Here is a 15,227-nt window from a genome sequence, read left to right as displayed (position 1 = left end):
TCATCAATGAACGAAGAGCTGATCATCGGTATTGACCGATTAAAAAACCCAAGCCTTAACAAATCCACCGCCTTTACCTCAGAAGAAAGGGATAAGTACAAATTACACGGCCTGTTGCCGACAGCGATTACCACCCAGGACACGCAATTAAAGAGAGTTCTAGCCAACCTGCATAGACAAGAAAGCAATATAGCCCGCTATATTTTTCTGAATAGCCTACAAAGTCGCAACGAGCGCTTATTTTTTCGTTTGGTTTCAGAAAATATCAAAGAAATGCTGCCCATCATCTATACCCCGACGGTGGGAGAAGCCTGTCAGGAATTTGCCCATATTTATCAACAACAAAAAGGCTTGACGCTTAGCGCTACAAATCGCGGGCAGATTAAAGAAGTATTGCAAAACTGGCCGCATAAAGATGTACGCATCATTGTCGTCACCGATGGTGAACGCATCTTAGGACTTGGGGATCTTGGCGCAAACGGTATGGGCATCCCGATCGGCAAATTATCTTTATACACCGCCTGCGCAGGCATACATCCGGAATACTGTATGCCGGTCATGTTGGATGTAGGCACAAATAACGTCAGCTTGCGTGAGGATCCTTTGTATCTGGGCTTAACCCAAAAACGTATACAGGGTGATGAATATTTAAGCCTGGTTGATGAATTTGTCCAGGCCGTACAGGAGATCTTTCCTAAAGCGTTAATTCAGTTTGAAGATTTTTTGACCCCGAACGCCTATGCCTTACTGGAAAAATACCGGAAATCGATCTTGTGTTTCAATGATGACATTCAAGGCACGGCGGCCATGGCGCTGTCTGGCGTACTGGCGTCTTGCGGCATAACCGGGCATGCGTTCAAAGACTTACGACTGATGTTTTTAGGGGCCGGCTCTGCCGCTACCGGCATAGGCGACTTGATAAAACTAGCCTTGGTTGCAGAAGGCCTAACTGAATCCGAAGCCGTGCAACGGCTATGGTTTGTGGATGAAAATGGCCTGATTTGCAAAGAAAGAGACGACTTGATGCCGCATAACTTACCTTATGCCCATGAACAACCGATGCTGTCATTTATTGGCGCCATCAATCACTTTAAACCGCATGTTTTGATCGGTGCGACCGGCGTCGGTGGCACCTTTAATTCTAAGGTTGTCAAGGCCATGTGCAAGCATAACGAGCACCCGGTTTTATTATCATTATCAAACCCTACCTCACGCTCTGAATGTACTGCCCAACAAGCTTACGAATGGAGTGATGGTAATGTCATTTTTGCTAGCGGCAGCCCATTTCCCCCCGTCACTATAGAGGGGGGGCGACGCTTTATTCCCGGACAGGGCAACAATGTCTACATTTTTCCGGGCGTAGGTTTAGGCGCGCTGGCTGGCGATGCGAGTATTATCACCGATGAAATGTTTTTGATTGCGGCAAAAACATTGGCAAAACAAGTTTCAAAAACCGAGCTGCTGAATGGCACCATTTATCCCGACCTGGATAACATCCTGGATATTTCTTTACTAATTGCCGAACAAGTAGCCACCTATGTTTTTGAGCAAGGACTTAACCGCTCACCTCAACCAGGGGACATCAAAAAGGTTTTACAGGACATGATGTACAACACGATTTATTGATCGGCTGTAATCTGAAATGCAGGGGTTGATGTTCATTTCCAAATGTCGCATGATTAGCAACCAATGCCTTTAAGGTAAAAATTAAGCCGCTGATGGTCGGACAAACCCACCATGAACGGCTTAACGTAACCGCCTTAAATGATTAACCCGTCCAGACTTTAGCGATAAAAGCAGTGCTTAAATTGGAGTCGGCACTGCTTGTATGAATAACTAGCGCCAGCTTGAGGTTTTTTCTTCGGCTTCCATCACTGCGCGATTCAATAAACTCAGCTGTTTTTCTTCAACAAATTGCAAACCCAGCATGTAAAAAATCGGCATCCAGAATGAATTGATCATCATTGCGCCGAGTATGCTTTTGGCTGTGCGCTGCCAGTTTTTTAACGGATTAAAACCTTCGGTTAACGTGGACTTGGGATGTTCGGCAAAAATCTCGGTAATCGGTTTCAGCAAAGACAAATCCTGCCGACCATCCAATGCCGCCATGGCAGCGGCCAATTTGGTACGTATCCCTAAAAAGTTCAACCTGGCCACGCACACTGAAATCACAAAGGCTAACGCCATCAAAGGCAACAACACTCGGGGTGGCGCAATCGGCGCAAAAATCGGCGCCATCAATACCAGACTATAGCCCAACATCAAAATATCCTCGCCGCGCTCAACATCCTTATCAACACCGGCCACGATAGCCACCACCGGATGAGTTGCAGAGTTTAAATAAGCTTTAGATTGAGACATGACGAACCTCCGAACCAGGACAAAAGCAATGGAATATCTATGCCTTAAAAAAATAAAAAGTCAAGATCGTCACGGGTAGAATTTTTTACAAAAACAGATTTGCGGCTTAGGATTTCGCCAAAATCAACTCCCGCTTATGGTTCCCATGCTTTGCGCTCATCGTTATACACAAGTCACTCGAATCCTGGCGAAGCCCTCAAAACCCCTCTCTTGTTGGAGAGGGTAGGGTGAGGAGAATCAAAATAAAGCATTTTGGTGATTCAAATTCTCCTCACCCCCGCCCTCTCCATCAGGAGAGGGGGCTTAACACCATCACATTAAAGTGTTCCAGCATGAAAACGGATTACGCAGTGTAAATCGAGATGTGTATAACGATGAGTGCTTTGCGTGGGGAACTCCAGCGTCCCGAACCGCAGAGCGGTTGGGGGTCCGTGAAGTTATCTCCAACCACATTCTTAATGATTGAACTAACTGTATTAATCGACACGATTACAACATTGGCACTAGATCCAGTTCAAACATAATCGCATCCTCACGTCCATTCTTGGCTGGATAATAGCCTTTGCGCACACCAATTTCGCGAAAGCCCACTTGACGATACAAATCAATTGCCCCTGGATTACTAGGCCGCACTTCCAAAAAGACTTTCTCGGCACGTGAGCGGGCATATTCGATTAAATGCTCCAGCATTTTACGACCTGCGCCCTGTCTTTGAAAATACGGGCTGACGCTGATATTCATAATATGCGCTTCGCCAACGGCTACTGAAATAATGCAATAGCCGACAATCACATCATCCGGAGCTTCACACACCCAATTGGTGTAATTCATGGCCTGAAAACAATCCTTAAAAACCCCTGCCGACCAAGGAAACTCGTAATTTAAGGCTTCAATTCTTAACACCGCAGTCAAGTCACTGTGATCCATTTTTCGTAGCCGCAGTAAATCTTTGCTACTCACTGAGTTCGGAAACACTTTGGCGTAAAACTCTCGATCAGCATCGTAAAGAACGGCATTTTTTAATTTATGTAGCAATTTCCACATCATTATTATTTTTCTTCTAGCGATTGATAAACGGACAACGCAAATTGCAGATCGTCCCAAGCCTTGGCTTTTTCCGTTAATGCGCGTAACAGGTAAGCCGGATGGTGAACCACCACCAATGGAATATCTTCCAGTCGGTGCAGTCTACCGCGTAATTTTGCCAGAGGTTGCTGGGAATTGAGTAAATTTTGTGCTGCAATGCGACCCACTGCCAAAATAATCTTGGGCTGCAACAGGCTAATCTGCTGCTGTAGAAAATCATGACAAGCAGCCACTTCCTCGGCTTGCGGGTCGCGATTGGCGGGCGGGCGGCATTTCAACACATTGGCAATAAAGACTTCCTCCCTCGCCAAACCGATTGCCCGTAACATTTCATTCAATAACTGACCGGCTTTGCCGACGAACGGTTCGCCCTGCAAATCTTCGTTTTGTCCCGGCGCTTCACCGATCAGCATCCAGCTTGCCCGATGACTGCCTACACCGAATACGGTTTGGGTGCGGGTTTCGCATAATTGGCAGGCATGGCACGCAGCAACCTGTTGTTGCAGCTCGCTCCAAGCATGATCGCCGGCATGGGATAATTGCGTAGCTTGGGCTGAAGCTAATGAAGCCCAACACTCGGGCGCTTCACTTGGCGTAACGGTACTTTGATTTAGGCCTTCTTGATCGGCGTCTCGCTGTTCGGCAATTGTGCCTTGTGCCCTTGAGGGAATACCTCCTCCATCCCTGCACTCGACAGTCCGCCCTACATTGTCCGACTCGCCACCCGCCGGCACGCCAGTGACGGGTTGATGCCTGGGAACCCAGACATCGATGCCCATCGCCTCCAGATACTGCAAGCGGGTGGCGTTATCCATAACTGCTTAGACTAGACATCGCCTTTTTGCGGATGCCGTCTTTTATCAACGCCTTGCAGTTTATTAACCGCATTGATATAAGCCTTGGCCGATGCAATCACAATATCGGTATCCGCACCGGAACCGTTGACAATTCGACCGGCATGTTCCAACCTTACTGTCACTTCGCCTTGCGCATCCGTGCCATTCGTGATGTTGTTAACCGAATACAAAGCCAAGATAGCACCCGTTTTCACCAAACTTTCAATCGCTTTCAAACTGGCATCAACCGCACCGCCTCCTTGCGCACAGCCGGTCATTTCTTTGCCATCGACACGAATAGTCACGGTGGCATTCGGCACTTCGCCAGTTTCCGAGCAGACCTTCAGAGCCACCAATTTGATGTGCTCATCCTCTGCTTCAAAACTTTGCTCGGAAATTAAGGCTTGCAGGTCTTCATCGAAAATTTCGTGTTTTTTGTCAGCCAATTGTTTAAAGCGGAAAAAAACATCGTTCAAATCGGCTTCGCTGGCAAATTGCACGCCTAATTCTGCCATGCGGGTTTTAAAGGCATTGCGACCGGAATGCTTGCCCAACACCATCCGATTAGTGGTCCAACCCACATCTTCCGCACACATGATTTCGTAAGTTTCGCGGTTTTTCAATACACCGTCCTGGTGAATGCCGGATTCATGCGCAAACGCATTGGCGCCGACAATTGCTTTATTAGGCTGCACTGGAAAACCGGTAATCGACGACACCAACTTCGAGCAGGTGACAATTTCGCGTGCATCCAGACTAGTATCGCAAGTAAAGAAATCCTGCCGGGTACGAACCGCCATCACCACTTCTTCCAAAGAAGCATTACCAGCCCGTTCGCCTAAACCATTGATGGTGCATTCCACTTGACGTGCGCCATTCATTACTGCGGACAAGGAATTAGCTACCGCCAAACCCAAATCGTTATGGCAATGTACGGAAAAAATAGCCTTATCGGAATTCGGGATACGCTGAATTAAATTGGCAATGGTGGCGCCAAACTGTTGCGGCATGCTGTAACCGACCGTGTCGGGGATATTCAAGGTCGTCGCTCCGGCATCGATAACCGCTTCCAAAATCCGGCACAAGAAATCTTCTTCCGACCGACCGGCATCCTCCGGCGAAAACTCCACGTTATCGGTATATTGTCTAGCTCGTTTTACCGCCTTGACCGCATATTCGATGACTTGCTCCGGCTGCATATTCAGTTTCATCTGCATATGGATAGGCGAGGTGGCGATAAATGTATGAATACGCGAACTTTGCGCGCCTTTCAACGCTTCGCCGGCCCGATCAATGTCTTTATCCAGCGCACGAGCCAATCCGCATACCGTGCTGTCTTTAATCGCATCGGCTACGGCCTGCACTGCTTCAAAATCGCCCTGACTGGCAGCTGGAAAGCCTGCTTCAATCACATCGACCTTCATGCGTTCAAGTGCACGGGCAATCCGCACTTTCTCATCACGCGTCATCGACGCGCCAGGGCTTTGCTCGCCATCGCGCAAGGTGGTATCAAAAATAATCAATTTATCTTTCATGAGAACTCCGTCATGAAAAGTTCGGCAATTTATGCCGAGATGCAGAAAAAAGGTGGATTAATAATATTTGGATAGAATGTGCGCCCCTCAGGGCAGCAGCAAACTTAAAGACAGGACGAACGGAAAGCTGCCTGGGCATGGCAAGCAAATCAAATCAGCAAAATGAATGTGTGACTGAATGTTCATAGTTAAGAACTATACTGCATTGCAGGAATTGGCTCAAGCATCCAATGCCAGGTAGTTCAAATCAGCCTTAATACACCATGGCATGATCAACTAAATATCGGCCGTTTTGCTCCAGCAAAACCAATTCCGCCACAAATTCCCCAGCCTGTTTGCTACAGTATTGCTTCCAGACTATGGCCACCGATTCAGGCCGCCGAAATATAGCCACAAATTCCCTATCAGCAAAATAGCCCCATTCGGCCTGATAACGCTGACAGACTTTTTGCAAATACGCCTCGCTGACGATGGCCTTTAGTCTGTCGGTAAAGTCTCTGGTGTGCTTGGAATGATTGATCTCTGTAGAACCCGCCATCAGGTTATCCATAATGGGATTCGCTATCGCCAAAATATCTTCATCTGATCTGTGTGCTAATTTCATGCATACTCTTCCAGCAAAGTAGATTACAGAAACCCGCTCCTGGCTTATCCGTTCAAAAGCGGCGATTGCAACAGTATTGCTGCCGCCACCATCAGCGCACCGGTTAAAATTGCCCGCAGGGTACGTCTATTATTACGTTGTAGTTGTTTACGTAATTGTGTCATTTCCTGATTGTGTTGCTGAATCTGCTGCTGCATCTGGGCGTTACTTTGCAAAGCCTGAAATATTAACCCAGGAATTTCTGGTAATTGTTCGGTCATTTCAGGCAGCTTTCCGAGTAATTCTTTAACTTTTGCAGCTGGCCCCAAACGCTGTTTAAACCAGTTTTCTAAAAATGGCTTGGCGGTTTGCCATAAATCCAGATCAGGATACAGCTGCCGCCCCAAGCCCTCGATATTCAACAAGGTTTTTTGCAGCAAAACCAATTGCGGCTGTACCACCATATCGAAGCGGCGTGCGGTTTGAAACAGCCTCAATAGCAATAAACCAAAGGAAATGTCTTTTAAAGGCTTTTCGAAAATAGGTTCGCAGACACTGCGAATGGCCGCCTCGAATTCTTCTACGCGCGTCGTACTCGGCACCCAGCCGGACTCGATATGCATTTTTGCCACGCGGCGATAATCGTGATTGAAAAATGCCAGGAAATTCTCTGCCAGATAGCGCTGATCGGTGTCCGACAAACTACCGACAATCCCAAAATCCACCGCCAGATATTTGTCCGGTAATTCGACAAAAATATTGCCGGGGTGCATGTCGGCATGGAAAAAATTATCGCGAAAAACTTGAGTAAAAAAGATTTCCACACCTCGCTCAGCGAGCTTTTTGAAATCGGCATTGCCGGCACGCAAGGCCTGGATATCCCCCACTGGTACGCCATAGATGCGTTCCATCACCAACACTTTATGGCGGGTCAAAGGCCAATGAATTTCCGGAATATACAGCGAATCGGAATTTTTAAAATTATTGCGGATTGCGCTGGCATTGGCAGCCTCACGTAACAAATCGAGCTCATCCAGGATGGTTTTTTCAAACTCTGCTACGACTTCCATTGCGCGTAAACGGCGGGCGTCGCTCCAGAAGCGTTCGGCCAGGCGGGCCAGTTCATACAACAACCCCACATCGGAATGAATTTTGTCTTCGATATCCGGGCGCAATACTTTGATAATCACATTTTCGCCGGTTTTCAATCTGGCAGTATGCACCTGTGCCACCGAGGCCGAAGCTAAAGGCTGAGGCTCGAATTCATCAAATGCCTGTTCGATAGTCTGTCCCAGTTGTTGCTCGATGATGGCACGCGCAGTCTCGGCAGAAAATGGCGGCACTCTATCCTGTAATTTGACCAGCTCTTCAGCAATATCTTCCGGCAATAAATCCTTGCGGGTGGATAGGGTTTGGCCAAACTTGACGTAAATAGGTCCTAAATCTTCCAAAGTTCGGCGGATACGCACGCCGCGCGATTCTGTGGGTTTGCGTAACCAAAAAGTCGGAGAAAAGTAGGCCAGATAACGAATAGGCCGAAACAAATGGGTTTTTAAAACAATTTCATCCAGACCGTGAAACATCATCACCCAATTAATATGGATCAGACGCATGAGAATTTTGGGGCGAATCACGGCAAAGTCCTTGTATTTATTGAGGCTTAGGAGAGGTATTCAGGGCGGTCATCAATCGCTCGACGCGCGCATTGAGTCTGTCTGTATCACACCGACAGACATCGATTTGTTGAAACATTATTTCTGCTTCAGCTTTGGCTGGCAAATCACGGGTTTCTTCTTGTAGAAACTCTTCCAGATTTAGACGAAAACTGTTCACAGTATGCTGGGTCCATTCACGACTACCGCGCACTAATCCACTTAATCGTTGCGCAAACACATCACCTGTGTAGCGTGCCAATTTAGTTTCCAGGTTGATATTCAGTTTTTCAAACAGCCGTTGCAATTTCTGTGCAAGTTGAGTATCGCCTTCAATTCTCACCTCACCTTTAAACAATGACCGCATCGGTGTCGCACTCAATCCCATCAAGCCCAATGCCGAGAGTGAACCACTCAAACTGGCATCGGCTTCTCCGGGGTAGCTTTCCAGTATTTGAATACGATCATGCGCCGGGCTTAGGTAGAGCGTTTCGTTGAAAGGCGTGATATGAACAGCAATCACTTTGCCGACCATAGGCACCAACAATTGCTCTAATTGTTCATCAAGCCTGAGATAGCTATTTATCGCAGCTTCTAACGCGCCGATTAATAATGGTTTGATTTGGACGAAATTGCTGGACATCAGTCTGCCTGTTGTGCGAGTTGTTGCAGATTATCCTGCTGACAAATGAAGTGTTCAGCATACTTAAGAGCCATATTGTCTGCTGCCTTTGGGGTGACTAAAACTTATAGCCCCTATGCACCGCAACAATGCCCTGCGTCATATTGAAATACTCGCAACGTTCCAAGCCTGCTTCTTCCATCATACGTTTTAATTCGTCCTGTTTAGGATGCATACGAATCGATTCGGCCAAGTAACGGTAGCTGTCTTCGTCTTTGGCGACGATGGCGCCTATTTTCGGCAACAGCTTAAACGAGTAAAAGTCATAAACTTTCTCGGTGATAGGATCGATGGGATGGGAAAACTCCAGCACAATCACGCGTCCACCCGGCTTTAACACCCGATACATGGAGCGCAAAGCCGCATCTTTATCCGTGACATTACGCAGTCCAAAAGCGATGCAGACACAATCGAAGGTATTATCGGCAAACGGCAGACATTCGGCATTGACCTGTGCATACTGAAGATTGCCCGCCAAACCACGGTTAATTAAACGATCGCGGCCTGTGCGCAGCATGGCAGCGTTGATATCCGCCAACACCACGTCACCTTTTTTGCCGACGCGCTTTTCAAACAGCGTGGTCAAGTCGCCGGTGCCGCCGGCCAGATCGAGTACCCGATCACCCTCGCGCACATTGGCCAATTGCACGGCTACTCGCTTCCAGATGCGATGTATGCCCATTGACATCAAGTCATTCATTAAATCGTATTGACTGGCAACCGAATCAAAAACGCCGCGAACCATGGCGACTTTTTCTTGTTTGGGAACTTGTTTAAAACCGAAATGAGTGGTGTTGTCGTTTGTCATGAGTCGAATTAATGATTGATAGTCGATTTGCGGCTAATGCCGGCGGCGTTAAGTTGCTCCAGATAGTCCGACCACAGCAGCGGAAAATCAGAGCCTAATTTATACAATAAATCCCACGAATAAATCCCGCTGTTGTGGCCGTCACTAAACGTCAGGGCAATCGCATAATTGCCTACTGGCCGAATATCGGTAATGCTGACATCCTGCTTACCTGTCTGCAAAGTTTCCTGACCCGGGCCATGACCAACCGCTTCGGCTGATTGGGTATAAACCCGCAGATATTCACTCGGCATTTCAAAGATGCTACCGTCGTCGAAATGCACTTCCAAAATTGCCGACAATTTGTGCAGCTTGATTTCGGTCGGCGTGTGGTGGCAAGGGGTGATTTTTAGACGCATGATTAAAGTATGTAACGACTCAAGTCTTCATCCGCCGCCAACTCCTGCAGATGAGCATCTACATAGGTCGCATCGATATTAATGACTTTGTCCGTCAAATCCGGCGCATCGAAGGAAATTTCCTCCAGCAGCTTTTCCAAAATGGTATGTAAACGTCGGGCGCCGATATTTTCCACGCTTTCATTGACCTGCCAACCCAATTCGGCAATACGTTTGATGCCATCATCGGTGAATGTCACCTGCACACCTTCGGTAGCCAGCAAGGCTTGATATTGCTCTGTCAACGAGGCGTCCGGTTCGGTAAGAATGCGGACGAAATCATCAGCGCTCAAGGCACTCAGCTCCACTCGAATCGGAAAACGACCTTGCAACTCCGGAATCAAATCCGACGGCTTGGTCAAATGAAAGGCACCCGAAGCGATGAATAAAATATGATCGGTTTTGATCATGCCGAATTTGGTGGTGACAGTACTGCCTTCCACTAACGGCAGCAAATCGCGCTGCACGCCTTCTCGCGACACTTCACCGCCACCCATTTCTGATCGTTTGCAAATTTTGTCGATTTCGTCCAAAAACACGATACCGTGTTGCTCAACAGCCTCCAATGCTGTTTGCTTGATTTCGTCTTCGTTAACCAGTTTTCCGGCTTCTTCCTCCTGCAGCAATTTCATGGCATCCTTGATTTTCAACTTGCGTGCTTTGGTGCGCCCACTGTTGAGATTCTGGAACATGCCCTGCAGCTGACTGGTCATTTCTTCCATGCCAGGAGGCGCCATGATTTCTACGCCTACTGAGGGAGCATTGACATCGATTTGAATTTCCTTGTCGTCTAAATCACCTTCACGCAGTTTTTTGCGCATTTTTTGCCGGGTCGAGGCTTCGGTTTCAGACAACATGCCGCCTTCGGCTCTGGGCAGCAAAATATCCAGCACGCGTTCCTCAGCAGCATCGGCCGCCCGGTTTTGCACTTTTTCCATGGCCGACATGCGGGTCATTTTTACCGCAGTATCCACCAAGTCACGAATAATCGATTCCACATCGCGACCGACATAACCCACCTCGGTAAATTTGGTGGCTTCTATCTTTATAAAAGGTGCATTCGCCAAGCGCGCTAAACGGCGGGCGATTTCAGTTTTACCAACGCCGGTAGGACCTATCATCAGAATATTTTTCGGGGTAATTTCCTCGCGCAATTCTACGGCTACCTGACTACGACGCCAGCGATTACGTAATGCAATCGCTACCGAGCGTTTGGCATCAGCCTGACCGATGATGTGTTTATCCAGTTCGCTGACGATTTCTCTTGGGGTCATTTGACTCATGTTTAACTCTTCTCCAGCGTTTATAAAATAGCCGGCGCTTGCGGCTCCGCATCCAACTCTTCGATGCGCAGATTATGATTGGTATAGATGCAGATATCAGCAGCGATATTCAATGATTTTTCGACTATCTCGCGCGCACTTAGCTCGGTATTATCCAGCAATGCCCTGGCCGCACTTTGCGCGAATGCGCCACCGGAACCAATAGCCATAAAATCGTGCTCAGGTTCAATCACATCGCCAGTACCGGATAGTGTTAACAAAGTTTTGGCATCGGCAATAATCAACAGGGCTTCCAGTTTGCGTAACGCTCGATCAGTCCGCCAGTCTTTGGCCATTTCAACTGCTGCCCGCGTCAAATTACCGCGATGTTTTTCCAGCTTACCCTCAAAATGCTCAAACAGGGTAAAAGCATCGGCAGTCGCCCCGGCAAATCCGGCAATGACTTTATCGTGATAAAGACGTCTGACCTTACGGGCATTGCCTTTCATGACCGTATTCCCCATAGTAACCTGTCCATCGCCACCGATAACGACTTTATCGCCGCGTCGAACAGCAAGGATGGTTGTGCCTCTAAGTTCTATGCTCATTTGCTCTACTGTTACTGATGAAAAGCCGGTAATTTTACATGGTATCCAACAGGATGGGCCAAAAGTTTACAGTTTACTTAACAACTCTGTGGTTGTTTAATCATTGAAATATGCCGAAAAACTGATTAAAGTTGGCCTGGAAAAGCATAATAAAAACAACATCAAGAGGCCCGCTATGAAATTATCCAAATCCTGGAAACATGCCATCCTACTCACCACGCTGGTGTTTGCTCAAGCCGCATTAGCAGAAACGCCCGCTGAAGAGACGGAAAAAAAATGCATCAAACCCAAATTCAGAGATTTTTCACCCGCCCATAAAGCTGAAGTAGCACCGGAAACGCAGATTTCTTTTCATGTCAACCGCTACGCTGACCCACTACACATTGGCGCCAGCGCAAAAAAAATCCCCATGCAAGTTCAGATAGAGGATAAACAGACCTTTTATTATGTCACCGCCAAACTACCCAAAGAGCTAAGAGATAGTTACGCCCGCATCCATATTGAAGCTAAATCCACAGAAGGCGATTGCGTGGGAGTAGATGGCTGGCTGGTTAAAATCAATGAGCAGGCAAAAGAGACACCCAATGCTGAGGCCAAAGAAGAATCCAAACAAGAGCTCAGCGCGGCCACTGACGACAAATAAACAGAAGTTATACCGGTCTTTATCTGTCTAACGATTATGAACAAGCTTTATCGCCCCGGCAAATGGAAAGTTAGCCAGGTTCTGCTGAACAACATGAAGCGCATCGTTCGCAATTGAAGCGCTGCGTACTTTCACAGTAATACAGACTGGGGTTTTATCCCCAGTCTGTAATTTAGCCCCAACAAGCCCTACAAATTTTCATACCGATTCAAATCAAACAACCCGGCTTCCAAACCTCTATATAAAGGATGCTGCTGATTAAACCAATCGGCATGCTGCCAAATATCAGGATTAGTTCTGCGGATACCGTATTGACTATATAGTTGTTCCAATTCTGCTTCGCTAGTAGCATTGCGAACCAGACTGACAAATTCGCCCAGCTGGTTTTTTTCCACATTAAAGAAAAAATTGGGATAACTGCCGACAAATCCGGGCACAACCGTCAAGGTATCGTTTTCAGGCTGGCGTAGGGAGTTTTGAAATATGAGTCTTGAGATATTACTGTAAGCTTTGTTCACTAACAGCGTATACACCAAATCGCCTTGAGCATCGTTGGTTTTTATCCGCAACAACGACATTTCCGGCAATGCTTTTAATTCCAACCCCTTTAGCTTTGCCAGGTCACGCATTTGGCTATCGACAGACTGCTGTGTGGACGATACACCCTTCCGCGTACAACTTGCTTGCTCACAGTGATTGATGCTATCGGAGATACCGGCGGCTTTACCTAATTTTTGCCGAATCTGCTCAAAAAACTCCTCTTTATAGTCCGTAGTTTTAAATTTCACCTGGGTTTCATGCGTAATATTGAACAAAGGCTTATCAGTGAGCAAACCGTCTAAACCAAGATACCAGCTATTGTAAATAGCTTGTCTTTGGCTGATAGGCATAAAGCGAAGAAAGTTATCTTCCGCATCCTGACGCACAATATCCATATAAGTTCGGGTAGCCAACTGATGCCCCGCTGTGCCAAAAACATTAAAGCCCGCCACCAATAGATAGTGTAGTCGTTCAAAAATCGGATAATCAATCACCCAGCCGGTTAACGGGGTATCGCCGATAAAGCCTTTGCTCACGGTAGCGCTATCGAAATGCCTAAAAATCGTCAATGCCGCATTCTGATTATCACCCCCGCCATCCCAAATATTTTGCAGGCCAAAGCCCTGCCCTTTTGGCAACACCTGCTCATAAAACGCATTTTTCCTGACTAGGTATTCTTCGCCATATTTATCGAATTTACTAAAACCGAACAGACTAATTTCATCACTTTCCTCTCCCGGCAAGCCCAAAATCTGATTATTTTCTGCCAGGGCAGCACTGACTTTATGCTGATCTATCATCCCCGGTTGACTAAAAACCACCCAAAAATGATCTCGTATACTGCTAGTTGCCGATTCACCACGACACACCGGGCCTTTTATAAAACCCGAGACAAAATATTGCGCATCATCCAGTAGAAACTGATATTTCGATATCAACGGTAATTGGCTAAACGCACTAAAAGGATTAGCGGCTATCAAGGCTTCATAGCTTGGTAAGGCGGTGACTTCATAATCAGTTTCAAAGAACAACGTATCATAGCGCTGCATCTTTTCGTCACTTAATTCATAGACAAAATGATTTTTATCGACGATGGTTTCGATAACTGGTTGCAGTCGATAATAAAAAACGGCGCCAGGATCATCATAGGGCCGCACAGTGTTAATCTCCTCAATGGCTTGGCCCGAAGGCGTTTTAGATCGCACCCAGCGATAAAATTCATGCTCCGGCTGGCCTTTAAAATGCATATGACCGATGAACAGATGCTCGTAGATATAGCGAAAAACCAGCTTCTGTTTCAGGCTGGAAGCATTGAAATAATGTTCCCATTTCTGAATAGCCGCCGTAGCTTGAGCCGACATCGGCGGTGATGGCTCCAATTTTGCCCCTTCCTGCAACCATTGCAACAATTTGTACTCTTCCTTTAGAGACAAGCCTGGCATAGCATAAGGCATGCCCCATTTAGGATGTTCAAATTGATATTTTGGAAACTCATCTACAGTAGAACATTGCAACGGATGATCAAAGGCAAGATCATAATCCGCATCCAACTTGCCGGTTATCGGTTGTGGATTTAGGCGTTTCAACTGAATCAATTTCACCAGAACCGAATTATCCAAATTGGCAACGCCTGTTTGGTTACGCTCATTCAACACCGGATGAAAGCCTTTTTTCCGCCAAGCTGCAGTATTGGTAGCATCAATAAAAAGCCGTGTCGGATCAGCCGCTTCCAACCGAGCAAAATCATAAACCAATTGCTTGCTGCCCCCTCTATCGATGCCCTCTATAGAGCCCAATTTCAACTGGCACGGCGCATCGTAACAACCGTGGCAAACCACACAACGTGAATCCAGTATGTGTTTAATGTCTTTAGTAAATGAGACTTTATGTTGCCGCAAAGCAAGTTGCGCCTCATCCGGTGTCAACTGCCGAGGTTTAGGCGCTGAAGGCCCGTACAAACTCTCAAAATCTGTTGTTTTATAAACAACAGACGCGCAACCGGTAATAATCAGAAAAACAACAAAAATAAGTGGTTTCACAATTTCTATACTTGAATGCTGGAGAAAAAAATCTATACATTGTCAATTTGGCAAGCACAAAGGTCGCTTGGTTTGTCGAATCATCGTCTAGTTGAAATCACGACAAGAACGTTTCAATTAGCCTTCAACTGAACACCATCGAAAAGGCAAAATCT

The 15,227-nt window shown here is 46.9% G+C and carries 14 protein-coding genes; 2 read left to right on the top strand and 12 right to left on the bottom strand.

All coding sequences use genetic code 11. The features are described from left to right. Positions 1-6: 6 nt before the first annotated feature. Positions 7-1,626 (top strand): NAD-dependent malic enzyme, encoded by a 1,620-nt coding sequence (locus tag A1359_RS05265; RefSeq protein ID WP_066979058.1) that lies wholly within the window; start codon positions 7-9, stop codon positions 1,624-1,626. Between the two features lie 210 nt (positions 1,627-1,836). Here A1359_RS05265 and A1359_RS05260 read toward each other — a convergent pair whose 3' ends face one another. From A1359_RS05260 to hslV, 11 genes are all read right to left on the bottom strand, one after another. Beyond that, positions 1,837-2,361 (bottom strand): hypothetical protein, encoded by a 525-nt coding sequence (locus tag A1359_RS05260; RefSeq protein WP_066979056.1) that lies wholly within the window; start codon positions 2,359-2,361, stop codon positions 1,837-1,839. A gap of 489 nt (positions 2,362-2,850) precedes the next feature. After that, entirely contained in the window at positions 2,851-3,405 is a 555-nt protein-coding gene (rimI, locus tag A1359_RS05255; protein ID WP_066979210.1) for a ribosomal protein S18-alanine N-acetyltransferase, read from the bottom strand. Positions 3,406-3,410: 5 nt separating this feature from the next. Further along, on the bottom strand, positions 3,411-4,262 hold the full coding sequence (locus tag A1359_RS05250) for a uracil-DNA glycosylase (protein ID WP_066979053.1): 852 nt from the start codon (positions 4,260-4,262) through the stop codon (positions 3,411-3,413). An 11-nt stretch (positions 4,263-4,273) separates the two neighbouring features. Continuing rightward, complete coding sequence (locus A1359_RS05245) at positions 4,274-5,818, bottom strand: 2-isopropylmalate synthase (RefSeq protein ID WP_066979050.1); 1,545 nt, start codon at positions 5,816-5,818, stop codon at positions 4,274-4,276. A gap of 253 nt (positions 5,819-6,071) precedes the next feature. Further along, positions 6,072-6,422 (bottom strand): hypothetical protein, encoded by a 351-nt coding sequence (locus tag A1359_RS05240; RefSeq protein ID WP_066979047.1) that lies wholly within the window; start codon positions 6,420-6,422, stop codon positions 6,072-6,074. Between the two features lie 44 nt (positions 6,423-6,466). Then, complete coding sequence (ubiB, locus tag A1359_RS05235) at positions 6,467-8,035, bottom strand: ubiquinone biosynthesis regulatory protein kinase UbiB (protein WP_066979044.1); 1,569 nt, start codon at positions 8,033-8,035, stop codon at positions 6,467-6,469. Between the two features lie 16 nt (positions 8,036-8,051). Beyond that, on the bottom strand, positions 8,052-8,696 hold the full coding sequence (locus tag A1359_RS05230) for a ubiquinone biosynthesis accessory factor UbiJ (protein WP_066979041.1): 645 nt from the start codon (positions 8,694-8,696) through the stop codon (positions 8,052-8,054). 97 nt (positions 8,697-8,793) lie between these two features. Continuing rightward, a complete protein-coding gene (gene ubiE, locus A1359_RS05225; RefSeq protein ID WP_066979038.1) occupies positions 8,794-9,543 on the bottom strand; it encodes a bifunctional demethylmenaquinone methyltransferase/2-methoxy-6-polyprenyl-1,4-benzoquinol methylase UbiE in 750 nt (249 codons plus the stop codon). Between the two features lie 8 nt (positions 9,544-9,551). Next, the gene (locus A1359_RS05220; protein ID WP_066979036.1) at positions 9,552-9,941 is read right to left on the bottom strand and encodes a gamma-butyrobetaine hydroxylase-like domain-containing protein; all 390 of its coding nucleotides are present in this window, start codon (positions 9,939-9,941) and stop codon (positions 9,552-9,554) included. Positions 9,942-9,943: 2 nt separating this feature from the next. Continuing rightward, entirely contained in the window at positions 9,944-11,263 is a 1,320-nt protein-coding gene (gene hslU, locus A1359_RS05215) for an ATP-dependent protease ATPase subunit HslU (RefSeq protein WP_066979032.1), read from the bottom strand. A gap of 20 nt (positions 11,264-11,283) precedes the next feature. Next, on the bottom strand, positions 11,284-11,850 hold the full coding sequence (gene hslV, locus A1359_RS05210; protein WP_066979029.1) for an ATP-dependent protease subunit HslV: 567 nt from the start codon (positions 11,848-11,850) through the stop codon (positions 11,284-11,286). Between the two features lie 175 nt (positions 11,851-12,025). Here hslV and A1359_RS05205 point away from each other — a divergent pair, with 175 nt between their 5' ends. Further along, a complete protein-coding gene (locus A1359_RS05205; RefSeq protein WP_157200481.1) occupies positions 12,026-12,493 on the top strand; it encodes a hypothetical protein in 468 nt (155 codons plus the stop codon). A gap of 188 nt (positions 12,494-12,681) precedes the next feature. Here the strand turns inward: A1359_RS05205 and A1359_RS05200 are convergent, their stop codons facing one another. Next, on the bottom strand, positions 12,682-15,072 hold the full coding sequence (locus A1359_RS05200; protein ID WP_232322128.1) for a fatty acid cis/trans isomerase: 2,391 nt from the start codon (positions 15,070-15,072) through the stop codon (positions 12,682-12,684). Positions 15,073-15,227: the final 155 nt, after the last annotated feature.

Source organism: Methylomonas lenta (assembly GCF_001644015.1).
In the GTDB taxonomy this organism is placed as follows: Bacteria; Pseudomonadota; Gammaproteobacteria; order Methylococcales; family Methylomonadaceae; genus Methylomonas; species Methylomonas lenta.
Note: the sequence above shows the minus strand (reverse complement) of the source record. Positions and strands in the feature narration are given on the sequence as shown.